Raw genomic sequence first — 17,764 nt, 5'->3', positions numbered from 1 at the left:
ATGGAAGATAAAATTATTCGAAATAAAATTGAATCTTTACTTTTCTTATGGGGTGAACCATTAGATATTTCTTCAATATCTGAAGCTATAAACCTTGGCAAAAAAGAAACTAGAAATATGCTCGATGATTTAATTAAAGAATACGAATATAGAAACACTTCTCTGGAAATCAGATGCATCAACGATAGCTACCAAATTCAAACGAAAAAAGAATACTACGAATTTTTAAAAGAAATTTTTGTGAAAAATAAAAATACAAGATTAACTAATACCACCATGGAAGTTTTATCGATTATAGCTTACAGACAACCAATAACAAGAATTGAAATTGATGAAATAAGGGGAGTAAAATCTAGTTCATCAATTGACACTTTAACTAAAAAAAATCTAATAAAAGAAGTCGGAAGACTCGATAAAATCGGAAAACCTATATTATACGGAACTACAGATGAGTTCTTGTATTATTTTAATATTAATTCTTTGGAAGATCTTCCTAAATTAAACGAAATAGAAAAACTTATTAAGGAAAAAGAAAATGAGAATAAATAAGTTAATCGCGCAAAGTGGATATTGTTCTAGAAGAAAGGCTGATGAACTAATCAAAAACTCAAAAGTTTGTGTCAACGGGACAATACTTTTAGATTTATCGTATCAAGTAAATGATGGTGACATTGTTGAAGTTGAAGGTAAGAAAATTAGAAAAAAAGAAGAAAAAGTTTATATTGCTATCAATAAACCTGTTGGATATACTTCAACAGTTAAGGATAAATTCGCTGATAAAAAAATTGTTGATTTAATTAAATCTAATACAAGGGTTTATCCAATTGGTCGTTTGGATAAGGATTCTCATGGATTATTAATATTAACGAATGATGGTGATCTAACTTATGAATTAACTCATCCTAAATTTGAGCATAAAAAAGTTTACGAGGTTTTAGTGAAAGGTAAACCAACCAAAAACAAAATACAAGAATTAAAAAATGGAATAATATTAGATGGTTATAAATTAAAAAAATCAAATATAGAATTTATTGCCAATGTAAAAGACAATACAAAATACATGGTAACTATTTATGAGGGTAGGAACAGACAAATTAGAAGAATGTTTGATTATATAAATCATCCGGTTTTAGATTTGAAAAGGGTTCAAATTGGTAATTACAAGATGGACGATAATTTAAAAAGCGGAGAATACGTACTGTTAAAAAGTAAAGATTTGGACTTAATAAGAGGTAAATATGATAGAAGTTAGACTTGCAAATAACAAAGACGAAGAAATTTTAAAAAATTTTAACTTAAAAATAGAAGAAATTGTAGGGGATTTTTGCTTTATATATATTGACGACTTAAAACCAAAAGGGTATTCTCTGATTAGGACAGAAGGTAAAAGAGCAAATATAGCAGATTTTCAATTACAAGAGGAGAATTCTAACAAGTTATTTTTTCTAAAAAGTATAGGGATGAATTTGAGAGATTTTGGTATTGAAGAGTTTTATGATAATAATGGTTTAGTAAAATCATTTTTTGAAAATCAAGGCAAAATAGACTTTAATCTACTTTTTAGGGGAAGCTGTAATGATTTATAACAATACTAAAACATTAGTTGAATCATTGATGAAAGATAAAATTCCAACTTCAAAAATTTGTTTAGATATGACATTTGGAAACGGAAACGATTCATACAAAATGTTATCCATAAACGAAACCATTGAAGTTTATGGGTTTGATATCCAAAAAGATTGTATAGATAATTCTAGAAAATTTGAGAACTTGAAAGTTATTAACGATTCTCATCTAAATTTTGACAAATATATTAATCAGAAAATTGATTTTGTGGTGTTTAATTTGGGATACCTTCCAGGTGGAGATAAAAAAATAACTACTGATTATGATACTGTAATTAAAACTTTAGATAAACTTTTGAAAGTGCTAAGCACAGAAGGTCAAGTTGTTATTACTTTCTATCCTGGGCACAAGCCAGGACTTGAAGAAAGTATAAACATAATCGCATATCTTCATAAATTAAACCAAAAAGAATTCAATGTTATTAGATACGATTTTATAAATCAAATAAACAATCCACCTTTTGTATGCTTAATTGAAAGGATTAAATAATGAATGTAGCGATAATAGGAGCAGGTGCAGCAGGATTAATGGCTGCAAGCTTCATTAAAGATGAATATGAAATTCATATTTTTGATCATAATGAAAAAATAGGTAAGAAATTGTTCATTACCGGAAAAGGAAGATGCAACATTACCAATTCATGTGATATACAAGAATTAATTGAAAATATTAATACAAACAAATATTTTTGTTACAGCCCATTTTATGACTTTACTAACGAACAAGTCATAAATTTTTTTAATTCAAATGGTCTTAGAACAAAAGTCGAACGTGGAAATAGGGTTTTTCCACAGAGTGATAAATCATCAGATGTGATTAAAGTATTTGAAAAAATATTGAAGGATAAAAATGTACATTTGCACTTAAATGAGCAGGTAAACAAAATTTACAAATCTAATAAATTTTATCTGACTACAAACCGTGATGAATATGGATTTGATAAAGTTATCATAGCCTGTGGAGGTAAATCATATCCAAATACCGGCTCAGATGGATCTCTTTACAGTCAAATAACCAAGCTAGGTCATACTATCCACGAAATGAAGCCTGGTTTGAGTGCAATTATTTTAAAAGAAAATGTGGAAGAATTAGAGGGAGTTAGTCTTAAAAACGTCGGACTAAAATGTTATTTGAATAAGAAATTGATATACGATGATATAGGTGAAATGATTTTTACAAGAAAAGGAATTTCAGGTCCCTTAGTACTTACTTTATCAAGTATATTGTGCAATAAAAATGGTGACATTAAAATATCGATAGATTTGAAACCAGGATTGACAGATCAAAAACTTGATGATAGGATTTTAAGAGATTTCAGCGAAAATCAAAACAAAACAATTGAAAATGCTATAAGTAAAATAACAATCAAAAAATTAATACTGCCAATTTTAAAATCTGCAAGTATAAATCCAAATAAAAAAGTAAATGAAATAACAAAATATGAACGTGATAATTTAAGAAGAATTTTAAAAAGTTTTGATTTTACTTATGTATCAAATGAAAAGCTTGATTACGCAATAATTAGTGTGGGAGGAGTCGATGTTAATGAGATTGATCCAAGCACAATGGAATCTAAAATTGTAAAAGACCTATATTTTTGTGGAGAAGTAATTGATGTTGATGGTTTTACAGGAGGATTTAACTTACAATTTGCTTTTTCAACGGGTTATTTAGCGGGGATAAATATATGAAAAAAATCAAATACGAAAATGAATCAAAACTTTATGATGATATTAATGAATATATCAAAGACAAAAATTTTGACATATTATTGATATCGACGCCTAGAGTTATGAAAGAAATTTTCGACGATAGATTAATTAAAACAAATAAAAATATTTTGATCTCATCAAGAATGCTCAGAAAAAATGACGATGATAATGTTTATATTGAATTGATTAATAATGACGTATATTCTGTTACTGTTGATGGACCAAGTGGATCTGGTAAATCAACAGTTTGTAAATTAATCTCAAATATATTAAACATTGAATATTTGGATACGGGATCAATGTATCGTTCTCTTGCTTATTTTTGTTTGAAGAAAAATATAAATTTGGAAGACGAAGAAGAGGTCATGCATGTATTGAACAATTTGGACATAACATTTGAATCATCTAAGATTAAAGTTAATGGTGAATTCTTGAGAGATAAAATAAGAACTAATGATGTATCTATGGCAGCATCAAAAGTTTCAACATATTATTCTGTAAGGGAAAGATTAGTTGAAATTCAAAGACAGATTGCTAATAACAAAGCGATTATTATTGATGGAAGAGATGCTGGTACTAACATATTAAAGTATGCTGATTACAAATTTTATTTGGATGCATCACCAGAAGTTAGAGCCAAAAGAAGATTTAACGAACAAAAAGACGATTCATCTTATGAAACGATTCTAAAAGACATAAAATTAAGAGATGAACAGGATAAAAATAGAAAATATGCTCCTTTGAAACGAGCCGAAGATGCTATTTATATAAATTCTGATGATATGAATATTGATGAAGTTGTTGAAAAAATAATAGAGATAATTAGAGGTAGAAATGTTTTATAGATTTGCAAGATTTTTATTGAAAATAGTATTTAAAATAAGATACAAATTAGTTGTTCATGGAAATACGAATCTACCTGAAACTCCTTTAATTATTTGTGCCAATCACATTAATTTATGGGATCCAATTTTATTAGCGATAATTTTTGATAGACCCATACGCTTTATGGCAAAAAAAGAATTATTTGATAATAAATTTCTAGGGTTTTTACTAAACAAATTTGGAGCTTTTCCGGTTGATAGAGATAATGTAAATATTAAAACGATAAAAGATGCTATCAAGCTTGTAAAAGACAACGAAGTTTTGGGAATATTTCCTGAAGGAACAAGAGTAAAAACGGTAAGTGAAGAAAATATGAAAACAGGAGTTGCTATGATTGCGTCAAGAGCAGGAGCAGATGTTATCCCTGTATTCATAAGTTCTAACTATAAGTTCAGATCAAAAGTAGAAGTATTTGTAAGAGACAAAATAGAGATATCAAGCTTTGATGATGTTTCAAAAGATATGAGAAACAAAGAAATAACCAAAGCTATTTACGAAAATATTTACAAGGTGAACTGATGAATATAATAGTACAACAAAATGCGGGATTTTGTTATGGAGTTAAAAGAGCAATAGAGATAATTGAAAATGACCCATCAAAATTAAAGTATACTTTGGGTCAGCTTATCCATAACGAACAAGAATGTAAAAGACTAGAAGCTTTGGGTATAAAACAGATAGACGATTATACTCAAGCTGAGAAAGGCTCCACGATTTTTATTAGATCTCACGGTGCAACATTAAAATTAAAAGAAGAAATAAAAAATAATGGATACAAATTAGTAGATTTAACTTGCCCATCACTATTAAAAATTTATGAAAAAATAAATAAGAAACACGAAGAAGGTTACAAGATTATTATTATTGGAGATCCAAATCATCCGGAAATTATTGCGATGAAAGGACAAGTTGAAAATAATGTTGAAGTTGTTAACTCAATTGATGAGGCAAAAAAAATAAAAGGTGAAAAATTATATGTAATTTCACAAACTACTAATTTAAAGAGGAAATTTTTGGAAATTTCTGATATAATAGTAAGAGGTAATACTAACGTTGTGATAGATAATACTATTTGTGGGGCTACAAAAAGCCGTCAAATGGCTTGTTTAGAGCTTTCTAAGAATGTCGATTGTATGATTGTGATTGGTGGCTTGAATAGTTCTAACACAAATAAATTGTATGATATTGCAAAACAAAATTGCAAAAAAGTTTTAAGAATTGAGACATACAAGGATATTTGTATCGATGATAGTATTATTGAATCTAAATTATTAGGTATTACAGCTGGTGCGTCCACACCGGCTTGGATTATTGAGGAGGTTGTAAATTTAATGGATAATTACAGCAAGGATTTTATGGAACAAGTAGAAGAAAGCATGAATAAGATTTACCCAAAAGAAATCGTAAAGGGTGAAGTTATTTATGTAACAGATGATGAAGTCATGGTTAATATTGGCTATAAGGCTGATGGTATTATTAAACTAGACGAATTATCAACAGAAGAAGGTAAATTACCTAAGGATTTGTACAAACAAGGCGACGAAATCGAAGTTTACGTTATTAAGCTAGATGACGGAGAAGGAAATGTTGTACTTTCTACAAAAAGAGTTGAAGGAATTAAAAACTGGAAGAATTTAGTTTCTAGTTTTGATAATGATTCAACTGTAGAAGCAAAAGTAACACAAGTAGTAAAAGGCGGCTTAATAGCTACAATTGATAATGTAAGAGCTTTTATACCAGGTTCTCAAGTAACTACTCACTTTGTAAAAGATTTATCTAAATATGTAGGAGAAACTTTGGTATGTAAAGTTTTGAATATAGATGAAAAGAAGAGACGTTTAGTTTTATCTCACAGAGCTGTTGTAGAAGCAGAACAAAAAGAAATTGAAGATAAGGCTTGGGAAAACATAACTGTTGGTGAAACAATAACTGGTAAGGTACAAAGATTAACAGACTTTGGTGCATTTATCGATTTAGGTGGAGTAGATGGTTTACTTCATATTTCAGATATTTCTTGGAATAGAATTGAATCACCAGAAGATGTTTTAAAAGTTGGAGATGAAATCGAAACTTTAGTTCTTAAAGCTAATAGAGAAAAGAACAGAATTTCACTTGGCTTGAAACAATTACAACAAAAACCATTTGACGCTTTCGTTGAAAATAATCACGAAGGAGACGTTATTGAAGGAGAAGTTGTAAACTTAGTTGACTTTGGTGCATTTGTTAAATTAGCTGAAGGAATTGAAGGCTTAGTTCACGTTTCTGAAATTTCAAATGAACACGTTGATAAACCATCAGATGAATTAAATATTGGTGATACAGTTAAAGTTAAAATCTTAGAAATCAATCCTGAAAAGAAAAGAATAGCTTTAAGTATGAAAGCTTTATTACCAAAACCTGAAAAACCAGAAAGAAAACCAAGACCTAAAAAAGTTAAACCTAAAAAAGTAGAAACTAAACCAGAATCAAGTGAAGAAACTTTGATTAACAGCGATTTAGGTGCATTATTAGATTTAAAATTAAAAGAAATCGAAGAAGATAACTAAAATCTACTTTATATCCAAAAAGCCAAACAGGTGTTTGGCTTTTTTTAATGTATTTATGAATTATACACCGTGTTTTGGGGTATATAAAACATATAGATTAGGGTGTGATTTAATATGAATGTAGATTTTAAATTATATGAAAATTATTATAGTGAATTTGCTACAAAATCAAATGAAGCTGAGAGAATTCAATCCGAACCAAATGATAATTTAAGAAATCCGTTTCAAATTGACAGAGATAGAATTATTCACTCAAAATCTTTTAGAAGACTTAAGCATAAAACACAAGTGTACTTAAATCCTGAAAAAGACCATTATAGAACAAGGTTAACCCACACATTAGAGGTTACCCAAATAGCTAGAACTATTGCAAGGTGTTTACGTTTAAACGAAGATTTAGTAGAAGCAATAGGCTTGGGACATGATTTGGGACATACACCATTTGGGCATGTAGGTGAAAAGATATTAGATAAACTTAATCCAAAAGGATTCAAACATTATAAACAATCCATTAATGTTGTCCAATATCTAGAACATTCAAGTTCTAGAATAGGTCTTAATCTAACGAAACAAACATTAGATGGAATAGTGAATCATTCAGGTAGCAATAAGGCAAATACATTAGAAGGGCAAATTATTAAATTTTCAGATAGAATTGCCTACATTAATCATGATATTGATGATTCTATTAGATCAAATATTATAAAACATAGTGATTTACCTATAGAAATTACAGAAAAACTAGGAGATAGAGGTTCAAAAAGAATTAATTTCTTAGTGAATGATTTAGTTGAAAATAGTTTCGACAAAAATCACATTGAAATGTCTGGTAAAACTTACAGACTAATGGAAGATTTGCGATCATTTATGTTTAAGAACGTATATTTTAACGACATAGTAAGAAAAGATGATAAAAAAGTAGAATATGTACTAACTAATCTATATAGTTACTATTTAGAAGATATCAGTAGATTACCAAAATCACACACAGATATTTACAATAATATTGAGTTACAAAATAAAACCAAAGATGATATAGTTACAGATTATATCGCTGGTATGACCGATTCATTTGCAAAAAGAACTTTTAAAGAAATTTTCATACCAGATTCTTGGAGCATATAAAGATAGGATGATAAGATGGGATTTATACCACAAGATAAAATAGATGAGATAAAAAGTGTTGCAGACATAGTTTCTGTAATTGGAGATTATGTTGAATTGAAAAGGGCTGGTTCAAATTATGTTGGACTATGTCCATTTCACAATGAGAAGACGCCGTCTTTTAGTGTATCGCCATCAAAAGGCATTTTTCATTGTTTTGGTTGTGGTGTTGGTGGCGATGTTATATCCTTTATAATGCAAAAAGAGGGCATGTCATATCCTGAAGCTATTAAATTTTTGGCAGATAAGTTAGGTATTTTAGTCGAAACAAATGAAGTAAATAAAGAAAAATACGAACATCGCAAAAAATTATTTGAAATTAATAATGAAGCCAAATTATTTTATTACAAAAATCTATTGATAAATGACATACCGAAGGATTATATAAAAAAAAGAAATCTTAATAATAATTTGATTAATAAGTTTATAATAGGTTACGCTGATGGGAAAAACAGTCTTTATCGTCATTTACTACAAAAAGGGTATCAAAAAGATGATATAATAGAAGTCGGCCTCATAAATCAGGACGAAAAAGGGAATGTTTATGATAAATTTCGAAATAGGTTGATGTTTCCTATTATAGATATAAGAGGCAATGTTATTGGTTTTGGTGGTAGAGCTCTTGCGGATTCAAGGGCAAAATATATGAATTCTCCTCAGAGCCTAGCTTACGATAAAAGCAAGAATGTTTATGGAGTTTCTAATTTAAAAAATTCTACTAAAGTTGGGAAAATCATATTGGTAGAAGGATATATGGATGTTATCTCATTGACAAATTATGGATTTGACTATGCTATTGCTTCATTAGGTACTTCTCTAACACATGATCAAGCAAAATTAATCAAAAGATATTGTAAGAATATTTATATATGTTATGATGGTGACTCAGCAGGTCAAAACGCAACATCTCGTGCTATAGAAATATTTAAAGAGCAGGATATTAGTCCTAACATTATTGTCATACCTGATAATATGGATCCTGATGATTATATTAAACAATACGGAAATGAAAGTTTCGATAGGTTAATAGATAACGCAATGGATAGTGTTATTTATGAATACAAGAAAATACTTCAAAAATACGATATTAATGATGTAAAAGAAAAAATACAACTTATAGATGATTTGACAACTTTATTATCAAAATTAGATAGAGAAGTCATTAGGGATGAATATATTAAGAGATTTTCTGATGATTTAAACATAGAATATGTGAGTTTGAAAAAAGATGTCTATAATAAGCTGAAAGAAACTAAGCCTAACGTGAATTTTCATTATGAGAGAACTGAAGATAATCAAAATACAGAAAAAGATAGTATTAATAATCAGGAAAAAATAACTGCAATTGATATAATGACAATTGCTTGTTTTCATAAAGATATATACTATGATTTAAAAGAAGAATTCTCAAAATTCAAAACTAAAATCAGTTCTTATAATAACTTTATGGAGTTTGTGGATTTTTATTATTCTAAAAATAATGAAAATGAAATTGATGAAAAAGCGGCTAGAGATTATTTCAAAAATGATATTCAAATGGATCGAACTATCGATTATTTATATCAGAAATCTAGATATTCAATTAGTATTAATAATATTGGTAGAGTCGTATTGGAGATTAAAAAATACCTAATGACTCAAGAAAAAGATAATATTAAATCTCAGCTAGATCTAATGCAATCAGTAGAATTTAATGAAAAGATTAATAAAGAATACAATGAAATTTTGAATAAAATCTTAGAAATTAATAGACAAATTAAAGAGTACAAATAGTCAGAAAGGAGTTTTTTTATGTCAGAAGAAAACTTGGATGTTGAACAAATAAAAAAAGATGCATTAAACCAATTAATAGAGATAGGTAATGAGAATGATGGCATAGTTACTATCAAAGACTTCAAAAATATTGATGATATTTCTTGCCTTGATGAAGATGATATAGAAGATATAAGAAATTTGTTAATTGAAAATAATATTGAGATTTTTGAAAGTAATGATGAAATAGAGAAGAAATCATCTTCAAAGGATGATGACAAAGACGATATCGAAGATGATGAATCTATTGATGATGAAGACGATGACGATATTAAAGATGACAAAAAGATCATCGAAGATGTTTCTGATATTAAAGGAATTAATGTAGACGACCCAGTAAAAATGTATTTAAAAGAAATTGGAAAAATTCCTTTGTTATCAGCTGAAGAAGAAGTTCAATTAGCACAAGAAATGGAAAATGGCTCTAAGAGAGCTAAGAAAAAGTTAGCAGAAGCAAACTTACGTTTGGTTGTAAGTATTGCTAAAAGATACGTTGGACGTGGAATGAGCTTTTTGGATTTGATTCAAGAAGGTAATCTTGGTCTTATGAAAGCAGTTGATAAATTTGACTATACAAGAGGATTCAAATTCTCAACATATGCTACTTGGTGGATCAGACAAGCTATTACAAGAGCAATTGCTGACCAAGCTAGAACAATAAGAATTCCTGTACACATGGTGGAAACTATTAATAGACTTGTTAGAATTGAAAGACAATTATTACAAGATTTGGGAAGAGACCCTACAAATGAAGAAATAGCTAAAGAAATGGGAATTGAAGTAGAAAAGGTTAGAGAAGTCAGAAAAATTGCTCAAGAACCTGTAAGTTTGGAAACACCTATTGGTGAAGAAGAAGACAGTCATTTAGGAGATTTTATTGAAGATGATACTGCTATCGCTCCAGATGAAGCAGCAAATTTTACTATGCTTAGAGAAGAATTAGAAGGCATTTTAAACACTTTAAATGAAAGAGAAAGAAAAGTATTAGCATTAAGATTTGGACTTGTTGATGGTACTCCTAGAACACTTGAAGAGGTTGGCAAAGACTTTGATGTCACAAGAGAAAGAATAAGACAAATAGAAGCAAAAGCTTTGAGAAAATTAAAACATCCATCTAGAAGTCAAAAATTAAAGGATTTTTTGGAATAAAATGAAAAAACTTAGGCTTGAAGAAATAATTAACTTAGTAGATGATAATTCAATAGTTGCTGATATAGGAACAGATCATGGAATTGTTCCATTCGAATTAATAAAGTCAAATAAAGCAAAGAAAGTCATCGCATCGGATATTAGTGAAAAATCATTAGATAAATTAAGAGAAAAATTAGATTATCTTGATAAACCGGAAAAAATAATACTAAATGTATCTGATGGCTTGGATAATTTAAACGAATATCAAGTTGACACGATAATAATTTCAGGAATGGGAGGAAATTTAATCGCTGATATTCTGGGAAAAAATATCGATGTAGCTAAAAGTGCAAATTGCTTAATCTTAGGAGCAAATAATTCACTTTCCGTACTAAGAAAATTTTTACATGACAATTCTTTTGAAATTATAGAAGAAGTTGATTTGTTTGAAAATGACAAATATTATCAAATAATTAAAATTAAAGTCGGTAAGCAATTATTTTCGAATGATTATGAGTATGAATTTGGAAAATTTTTAATCGATAATAAATCTGAAAATTTGAAGCAATATATAAAACAACAGATAGAAAATAAGAAAACAATATTGTCGAATATATCAGAAAAAGACTCTGATAATGTAAAAAATGCTATTGATAATATTAATGTCGAAATAAAAGAACTTGAGAAAGTGTTGAATAAAATTGAAGCTTAAAGATTTTATAAGTTGGTATGAAAAATTAGTTCCTTTAGAAATTCAGGAAGACTTTGACAATAGTGGTATTCAATTTGGTAATTTAAATAGAGAAATAAATAAGATTTTGATTTCCTTAGATTTAGATGATAATTGCCTGAATAGAGCTATTAGAGAAAAATATGATTTGATATTTACACATCATCCAGTTATTTTTCATCCATTAAAAAATATTATAGAACAAGATAATAGTGTAAATACACGATTAATTAGTGCGATAAAAAATGAAATTTGTATTTATTCTTCGCATACCAACTTAGATAGTGTCGAATTTGGAGTAAGTGATGCGCTAGCTAAACAATTAGGCTTGACTAATACTAAAATTTTAGATTCTCATAAAAATAATATAGGATATGGGAAATATGCTGATATTGAAGAGGATTTTGCAGAGAATTTTATTTGTGATTTGAAAAATAAATTAAATCTTGAAAGTGTAATTGTATACGGTAATACAAATCGAAAGATTAAAAGAATAGCGGTGCTAGGCGGAAGTGGTGGTCACTTCATTGAAAATTGTATTGATACTAATTGTGATGTATTTGTATCTTCTGAATTTAAACACGATGAACAGATAGATGCACAAGATAACAATCTTATACTAATAGATATTGGCCACTATGAATCAGAAAAATTTATTCTTGAACCGTTAAGACAAACTATTCAAAAATCTTTTCCAGATATCAAAATAGATGTTAATTATTTAAAAAAACCAACTAGAAAAATTTTCTAATTATGTTATAATGTTATGGTGACTAAATCAGATAATCGCATGAATTCATGAGGAAAGTCCGTGCACTATAGAGCGAGGATGCTGGATAACGTCCAGTGGGGGCGACCCTAAGGCTAGTGCAACAGAGATATACCGCCATTTATTGGTAAGGGTGGAAAGGTAGGGTAAGAGCCTACCAGCATAAAGGTGACTTTATGGCTATGTAAACCCCATTCAGTGCAAAATCAAATAGGATTAAAGACGGCTGCTCGTCGTCTCCGGTAGGTAGATTGCTTGAACTAATTGGTAACAATTAGTCTAGATAGATGATTATCAAATACAGAACACGGCTTATAGATTTGGTCATAAAAAAAAGATTGGTAGCAATACTGTTACCAATCTTTTTTTATTTTACAATTATATCGTCATTAAAAGAAATCATCATTACTGTACCTAAGTTTAGTTTTGAATTAACTGATATATCAGCACCGATAATATCAGCGTAGTTTTTAACAATTGACAGACCCAGTCCGTAACCATTTTCTTTTGTGTTTCTGCAATCATCAACTCTGTAAAATCTTTCGAAAATTTTCGGCTTATTTTCTTCACTAATACCTATTCCAGTATCTTTTACGGAGATAACAATTTTTCTGTTGATATGTCTAGCTCTTAATAATACTGAATCTTTTGTTTGACAAGCTTTAAGTGCATTAGATAATAAGTTGATAATTATATTAGCTAACTTTTCTTTGTCAGTATGGATATCCAAATCCTCTGATATTTCCATATCAAATAAAACTCCTGCTTTATCATATTGTGTTTTCATAGATTTAAATATTTCATGTAAAAATTCAGTTAGATTAAAATCTGTAGGATTATATATAGTTTCTGGAGTTGATTTTTTAAATGTATTATTTAGCTGATTAATTAAGCTAGTCAATCTATCAATTTCTATAAGAAGAGTACTTACATTTTGTTCATTAGGTTCCATAATGCCGTCTTGAATCAATTCTAAATTTAACCTTAAATTAGTTAAAGGGGTTCTCAATTCATGACTAATATTTTGTGCATATTGTTTTCGATTAAATTCTTGAGATTTTAATGAATTTGCCATGTAATTGATATTTTGGGATAATTGATTTACTTCAACTATATTACTTTTTATAATTGGTAGAATGTAGTTTTGTTTTCTTATATTGACTGTAGCTTGAGTTAATTCTTCAATAGGATTAGTCACCTTTCTTGAAAGGAAAATTGATATTATCAAACTTGTAAAGTATGATAAAAATGTGGATAAAATTATTAATCTTAATAAGTTTGTTATGAATACTTCTCCTCTTTGTTTGAAATTATTATTAATCCTATAAATATATTTGATATGACCTATTTTTTTGTTGTTTTCATCGTATACATCTTTTACTATAGTGTTATAAAGTGGAGTTTTCTTAGCTAATTCGAATCCTTCTTTAAAAGAATATAATTCCTTATCGTTATTGTCATAAAAAATAACATCAAGATCTAACTCGCTCAAATACCACATGTACTTATCAATACTTTTTATGCTTAGTCCTTGTTGTTGATCTAAAAATAAGTTTTTAGTTAGCTGTTCAATTTTGTTTTGTCTGTTTAGTTCTTCATTGTTAACAAAATTTCTGAATGATAATTGAAAAATGAATACCGCAATAAATGACAATAACATGATAGGAAATATAATAGCTCTTAAAAACTCATATAATATTTCCGACTTAAGCTTCATCGTATACACCTAACTTATAGCCAACGCCATAAATTGTTTTAATATAACGAGGTTTTTTTGGATTATCTTCAATTTTATGTCTAATATTTTTAATGTGAGTATCTATAGCTCTGTCAAAAGCCTCATAATCATAACCAAAAGATAATTCTATTATTTCATCTCTAGTAAATATTTTATTGGGATTAGAGAATAAAGTTTTGATTATTTGAAATTCATTGCTAGTAAGATTTATGCTTTCTCCGTCTTTAATAAACGTGTTATCTTCAAAAGAAATACTTACACGTCCATTATCAAAATAAATTTTTTCGGATTTTGGGAGGCCAAGCTTTTCAACTCTTCTGAGAATTGTTTTTACTTTTTGAACTAATATTTTTAAACTGAAAGGTTTAGTAATATAATCGTCAGCTCCAAGTTTTAAACCCTCTAATATTTCAGATTCATCTACTTTAGCTGTAACCATGATTACTGGTGTTTCAGTTCTAGATCTAATTACTTCCATAACTTTTTCACCGCTAACTTTTGGCAACATTAAGTCTAAAATAATTAATGAATAATCTGTTGTATTAATCATAGTAATAGCTTCTTGTCCGTCAAATGCTTGATCAACTTCAAATCCTTCAACTTCTAAGTATTTTCTTTCTGCATTTGATATGTTTTTCTCATCTTCAACTATTAAAATTTTTATATCGGTTAAATTTTCTTTAAACAATTACAAAACCTCCATTTGGACTTAATATTTGTCCAGTCATAAATGAATTTTTATCTGATATTAAAAATTCTACAAGATTTGCAATATCTTCAGGTGTTCCAAGTCTTCCCATAGGGGTGTCTTCTATAACATAATCTAAATCATCTTTTGAGATATTATCTAACATAGGTGTATCTATAGCTCCAGGGGCAATAGCATTTATTTTAATGTTACTATATCCAAATTCTTTAGCTAAGGATTTTGTAAGCCCTATTATCGCAGCTTTTGTTGCTGAGTAACAAGATTCCATTGATCCGCCAATCATTCCCCAAATTGAAGTAATATTAATAATATTTCCTTCCTTTTTATCTAACATATCTTCCAATGCTAATTTGCACATATGATAGGTTCCATGCACATTAACATCAAACATATTATACCAATCATTAACTTTAATATCTTGAAATTGATCTACAATAGATATTCCTGCGTTGTTAATCAATATATCAACACATCTAAATTTATTTCTAATTGATTCGAACATTTTTTTGCATTCATCAAAATTTCTTAAATCACACTTATATGATATTGCATCTATGCCTTTATTTCTAATATTTTCAACGATTTCTTTAGCTTTATCTTCATTATTAAAATAGTGCACAACGATTCTATATTCTGGATGATTTTCTAACATTTTGCAAATTCCTTCTCCAATACCTCCGCTGGCGCCAGTTATTAAAATTGTCTTCATTTTTTCTCCTTTTAACTGATTATATTATAACATATAGGCAAATTAACAAGTCAAAATGTTTATGATATAATATTAAAACATGTTAAAATATATTAGAGTATAGGATTTGATAATAAGTGAGAGTTTTAGGAATTGATCCTGGTATAGCAATCGTTGGATATTCTATATTGGATTATGATAATAACAAAATAAAATGTCTTGAATATGGTTGCATAACAACAAGTTCAAAATCAACATTACCTGACAGATTATCATTTATTTACAACGAGATGAACAAAATTATCGATGAATTTCAACCTGAAGATTGCGCATTTGAAGAATTGTTTTTCAATAAAAATGTAAAGACAGCAATAACTGTATCTCAAGCAAGAGGAGTAGAAATTCTAAGCTGTATCAATAAGAATTTATGTCTTTATGAATATACGCCTCTTCAAATTAAACAAGCAGTTGTAGGATATGGAAGAGCTGATAAAAGACAAGTACAAGAAACTGTTAAAACAATTCTAAAATTTAACGATATACCTAAACCTGATGATGCTGCAGATGCTGTAGCTGTGGCTTTGTGTCACATTTTTGGAAGTAAATTTAAATATCTAAATGAAATGAAATAGGAGATAGTATGTATTCGTATATTATTGGAGTTATTACTGAAGTTCATGAAAATTACATAGTATTGGAAAACAACAAAATTGGTTATAAAATATTCATAACTGATTTTTTTAGGGATAATGTCAGTGCATTTGATGAATATAAAGTATATACTGAATTTGTCGAAAGAGAAGATGCAAGTATTTTGTACGGATTTTCATCTCAAAAAGAAAGAGACTTATTTAATTTGTTAACAGATGTAACATCTATTGGCCCAAAATATGCAATGAATATACTATCAACTATGACAGTTGATGAATGTAAAACCGCTATTATTACTGATGATATTAAACTTCTAACACAAGCACCTGGCGTTGGCAAAAAAACAGCATCGAGGATTATTTTAGAGCTAAAAGAAAAAATCGAAAAAGATTTTGCTCCATCAGAAAAATCTGTTAACAAAGAAGTGAAAAAATCAAGTGATTCAGAATTTGCAAGAGAAGCATTATTACAACTTGGTTATTTTAAAAATGATGTGGATGCATTTATCGAAAACACTGATATTTCTGGATTATCAATTGAAGATATAATGAAAAAAGCAATGAAAAGCTTGGACAGTAGTAGGTAGGTGAGAAAATGGAAGATAAAAACGATAGAATTGTTGGAGCATCTTTTACGAAAAGCGACGAAGATATTGATTTTAATTTAAGACCAAAATGGATGAGCGATTATATTGGTCAAGATAAAGTCAAGAAGAAATTGTCAATTTTTATTGAAGCTGCAAAGAATAGAAATGAACCATTGGATCACGCTCTATTATATGGACCACCTGGATTAGGTAAAACTACTTTAGCACACATTATAGCTAATGAAATGGGAGTTAACCTAAGGGTTACTAGTGGACCTGCAATCGAAAAGCCTTCTGATTTAGCAAGTATTCTTACAAATTTACAAAAAGATGATGTCTTGTTTATAGATGAAATACACAGAATTAATCGTTCTGTTGAAGAAATTTTGTATCCTGCAATGGAAGATTATGCTTTGGATATTATAGTGGGAAAAGGACCTTCTGCAAGAAGCTTACGAATAGATTTGGAGAAATTTACACTTATTGGTGCTACTACAAGATCAGGTCAATTGACAGGACCACTTCGTGATAGATTTGGTGTTCTATTAAACTTAGAGTTATATGATATAGAAAGTTTGAAGAAAATAGTTACTAGATCTGCGGGTGTTTTGGGAATAGGCATTGATGAAGAAGGTGCTATGGAAATAGCAAGGCGAAGTAGAGGCACTCCAAGAATCGCTAACAGGCTATTAAAAAGAGTTAGGGATTATGCAGAAGTAAGAGCAGACGGAACCATTACAAAGGAAATAAGTAATCGTGGTTTAAATTTGTTAGAAGTAGACAAATGTGGACTAGATTATGTTGATAGAAAAATAATAATGACAATGATTAATAATTTTGATGGTGGACCTGTTGGTGTTGATACAATTGCAGCGGCAACTGGTGAAGAAAGAATTACTATTGAAGATGTTTATGAACCTTATTTGTTGCAAATAGGATTCATCAATAGAACTTCAAGAGGAAGAATTGTCACAGATAAAGCGTACAAACATTTTAATATAGTTAGAAAGAGGTGAT

The 17,764-nt window shown here is 28.7% G+C and carries 19 protein-coding genes and 1 other RNA gene; 17 read left to right on the top strand and 3 right to left on the bottom strand.

The window, feature by feature from the left end:
- From scpB to rnpB, 14 genes are all read left to right on the top strand, one after another.
- Nucleotides 1-549, top strand: a complete 549-nt coding sequence (scpB, locus tag ACU68U_RS00695) for an SMC-Scp complex subunit ScpB (protein WP_154254274.1) — start codon at nucleotides 1-3, stop codon at nucleotides 547-549.
- The gene (locus ACU68U_RS00690) at nucleotides 536-1,252 is read left to right on the top strand and encodes a pseudouridine synthase (protein WP_446762520.1); all 717 of its coding nucleotides are present in this window, start codon (nucleotides 536-538) and stop codon (nucleotides 1,250-1,252) included. Before scpB ends, ACU68U_RS00690 begins: the two co-directional genes overlap by 14 nt.
- Nucleotides 1,239-1,586, top strand: coding sequence for a hypothetical protein (locus ACU68U_RS00685; RefSeq protein ID WP_094208655.1), 348 nt, complete (start codon nucleotides 1,239-1,241; stop codon nucleotides 1,584-1,586). Before ACU68U_RS00690 ends, ACU68U_RS00685 begins: the two co-directional genes overlap by 14 nt.
- Nucleotides 1,576-2,115 carry a tRNA (mnm(5)s(2)U34)-methyltransferase gene (locus tag ACU68U_RS00680; RefSeq protein ID WP_094207190.1) on the top strand — a complete coding sequence of 180 codons (540 nt, stop codon included), beginning with the start codon at nucleotides 1,576-1,578 and terminating at the stop codon, nucleotides 2,113-2,115. Before ACU68U_RS00685 ends, ACU68U_RS00680 begins: the two co-directional genes overlap by 11 nt.
- Nucleotides 2,115-3,317, top strand: coding sequence for an NAD(P)/FAD-dependent oxidoreductase (locus tag ACU68U_RS00675; RefSeq protein ID WP_154272601.1), 1,203 nt, complete (start codon nucleotides 2,115-2,117; stop codon nucleotides 3,315-3,317). The genes ACU68U_RS00680 and ACU68U_RS00675 overlap by 1 nt, the downstream gene beginning before the upstream one ends.
- On the top strand, nucleotides 3,314-4,183 hold the full coding sequence (gene cmk, locus ACU68U_RS00670) for a (d)CMP kinase (protein ID WP_446762519.1): 870 nt from the start codon (nucleotides 3,314-3,316) through the stop codon (nucleotides 4,181-4,183). The genes ACU68U_RS00675 and cmk overlap by 4 nt, the downstream gene beginning before the upstream one ends.
- Nucleotides 4,173-4,742, top strand: a complete 570-nt coding sequence (locus ACU68U_RS00665; protein ID WP_446762518.1) for a lysophospholipid acyltransferase family protein — start codon at nucleotides 4,173-4,175, stop codon at nucleotides 4,740-4,742. Before cmk ends, ACU68U_RS00665 begins: the two co-directional genes overlap by 11 nt.
- Nucleotides 4,742-6,769 carry a bifunctional 4-hydroxy-3-methylbut-2-enyl diphosphate reductase/30S ribosomal protein S1 gene (locus tag ACU68U_RS00660; protein WP_316102633.1) on the top strand — a complete coding sequence of 676 codons (2,028 nt, stop codon included), beginning with the start codon at nucleotides 4,742-4,744 and terminating at the stop codon, nucleotides 6,767-6,769. The genes ACU68U_RS00665 and ACU68U_RS00660 overlap by 1 nt, the downstream gene beginning before the upstream one ends.
- 114 nt (nucleotides 6,770-6,883) lie before the next feature.
- Complete coding sequence (locus tag ACU68U_RS00655; protein WP_446762517.1) at nucleotides 6,884-7,894, top strand: deoxyguanosinetriphosphate triphosphohydrolase; 1,011 nt, start codon at nucleotides 6,884-6,886, stop codon at nucleotides 7,892-7,894.
- 15 nt (nucleotides 7,895-7,909) lie between these two features.
- Complete coding sequence (gene dnaG, locus ACU68U_RS00650; RefSeq protein WP_154271096.1) at nucleotides 7,910-9,706, top strand: DNA primase; 1,797 nt, start codon at nucleotides 7,910-7,912, stop codon at nucleotides 9,704-9,706.
- Nucleotides 9,707-9,724: 18 nt separating this feature from the next.
- Nucleotides 9,725-10,894, top strand: coding sequence for an RNA polymerase sigma factor RpoD (gene rpoD, locus ACU68U_RS00645; RefSeq protein ID WP_094207179.1), 1,170 nt, complete (start codon nucleotides 9,725-9,727; stop codon nucleotides 10,892-10,894).
- Between the two features lies 1 nt (nucleotide 10,895).
- Nucleotides 10,896-11,588: a tRNA (adenine(22)-N(1))-methyltransferase gene (locus tag ACU68U_RS00640; RefSeq protein WP_094207178.1), complete on the top strand. Its 693-nt coding sequence runs from the start codon at nucleotides 10,896-10,898 to the stop codon at nucleotides 11,586-11,588.
- Nucleotides 11,578-12,357, top strand: coding sequence for a Nif3-like dinuclear metal center hexameric protein (locus ACU68U_RS00635; protein WP_094207177.1), 780 nt, complete (start codon nucleotides 11,578-11,580; stop codon nucleotides 12,355-12,357). The genes ACU68U_RS00640 and ACU68U_RS00635 overlap by 11 nt, the downstream gene beginning before the upstream one ends.
- A gap of 19 nt (nucleotides 12,358-12,376) precedes the next feature.
- Nucleotides 12,377-12,706: RNase P RNA component class A (gene rnpB, locus ACU68U_RS00630), an RNA gene on the top strand.
- Between the two features lie 36 nt (nucleotides 12,707-12,742).
- Here the strand turns inward: rnpB and ACU68U_RS00625 are convergent.
- Genes ACU68U_RS00625 through ymfI form a run of 3 tightly spaced genes read right to left on the bottom strand, consistent with a single transcriptional unit; the run spans nucleotide 12,743 to nucleotide 15,531 of the window.
- The gene (locus ACU68U_RS00625) at nucleotides 12,743-14,092 is read right to left on the bottom strand and encodes a sensor histidine kinase (protein WP_094207176.1); all 1,350 of its coding nucleotides are present in this window, start codon (nucleotides 14,090-14,092) and stop codon (nucleotides 12,743-12,745) included.
- On the bottom strand, nucleotides 14,082-14,801 hold the full coding sequence (locus ACU68U_RS00620; RefSeq protein ID WP_094207175.1) for a response regulator transcription factor: 720 nt from the start codon (nucleotides 14,799-14,801) through the stop codon (nucleotides 14,082-14,084). Before ACU68U_RS00620 ends, ACU68U_RS00625 begins: the two co-directional genes overlap by 11 nt.
- A complete protein-coding gene (gene ymfI / locus ACU68U_RS00615; RefSeq protein ID WP_094207174.1) occupies nucleotides 14,794-15,531 on the bottom strand; it encodes an elongation factor P 5-aminopentanone reductase in 738 nt (245 codons plus the stop codon). The genes ACU68U_RS00620 and ymfI overlap by 8 nt, the downstream gene beginning before the upstream one ends.
- A 116-nt stretch (nucleotides 15,532-15,647) precedes the next feature.
- On the opposite strand from ymfI, the gene ruvC reads away from it, so the two are divergent.
- The 3 genes from ruvC to ruvB are packed head-to-tail and all read left to right on the top strand — an operon-like array spanning nucleotide 15,648 to nucleotide 17,763.
- Nucleotides 15,648-16,142 (top strand): crossover junction endodeoxyribonuclease RuvC, encoded by a 495-nt coding sequence (ruvC, locus tag ACU68U_RS00610; protein ID WP_094207173.1) that lies wholly within the window; start codon nucleotides 15,648-15,650, stop codon nucleotides 16,140-16,142.
- Nucleotides 16,143-16,150: 8 nt separating this feature from the next.
- Nucleotides 16,151-16,747 (top strand): Holliday junction branch migration protein RuvA, encoded by a 597-nt coding sequence (ruvA, locus tag ACU68U_RS00605; RefSeq protein ID WP_094207172.1) that lies wholly within the window; start codon nucleotides 16,151-16,153, stop codon nucleotides 16,745-16,747.
- 8 nt (nucleotides 16,748-16,755) lie between these two features.
- A complete protein-coding gene (gene ruvB / locus ACU68U_RS00600) occupies nucleotides 16,756-17,763 on the top strand; it encodes a Holliday junction branch migration DNA helicase RuvB (protein WP_094205723.1) in 1,008 nt (335 codons plus the stop codon).
- The last annotated feature ends 1 nt before the right edge of the window (nucleotide 17,764 follow it).

This window comes from Finegoldia sp. P3-F-LR (assembly GCF_052932165.1).
This window is presented reverse-complemented; position numbering and strand designations above follow the sequence as displayed.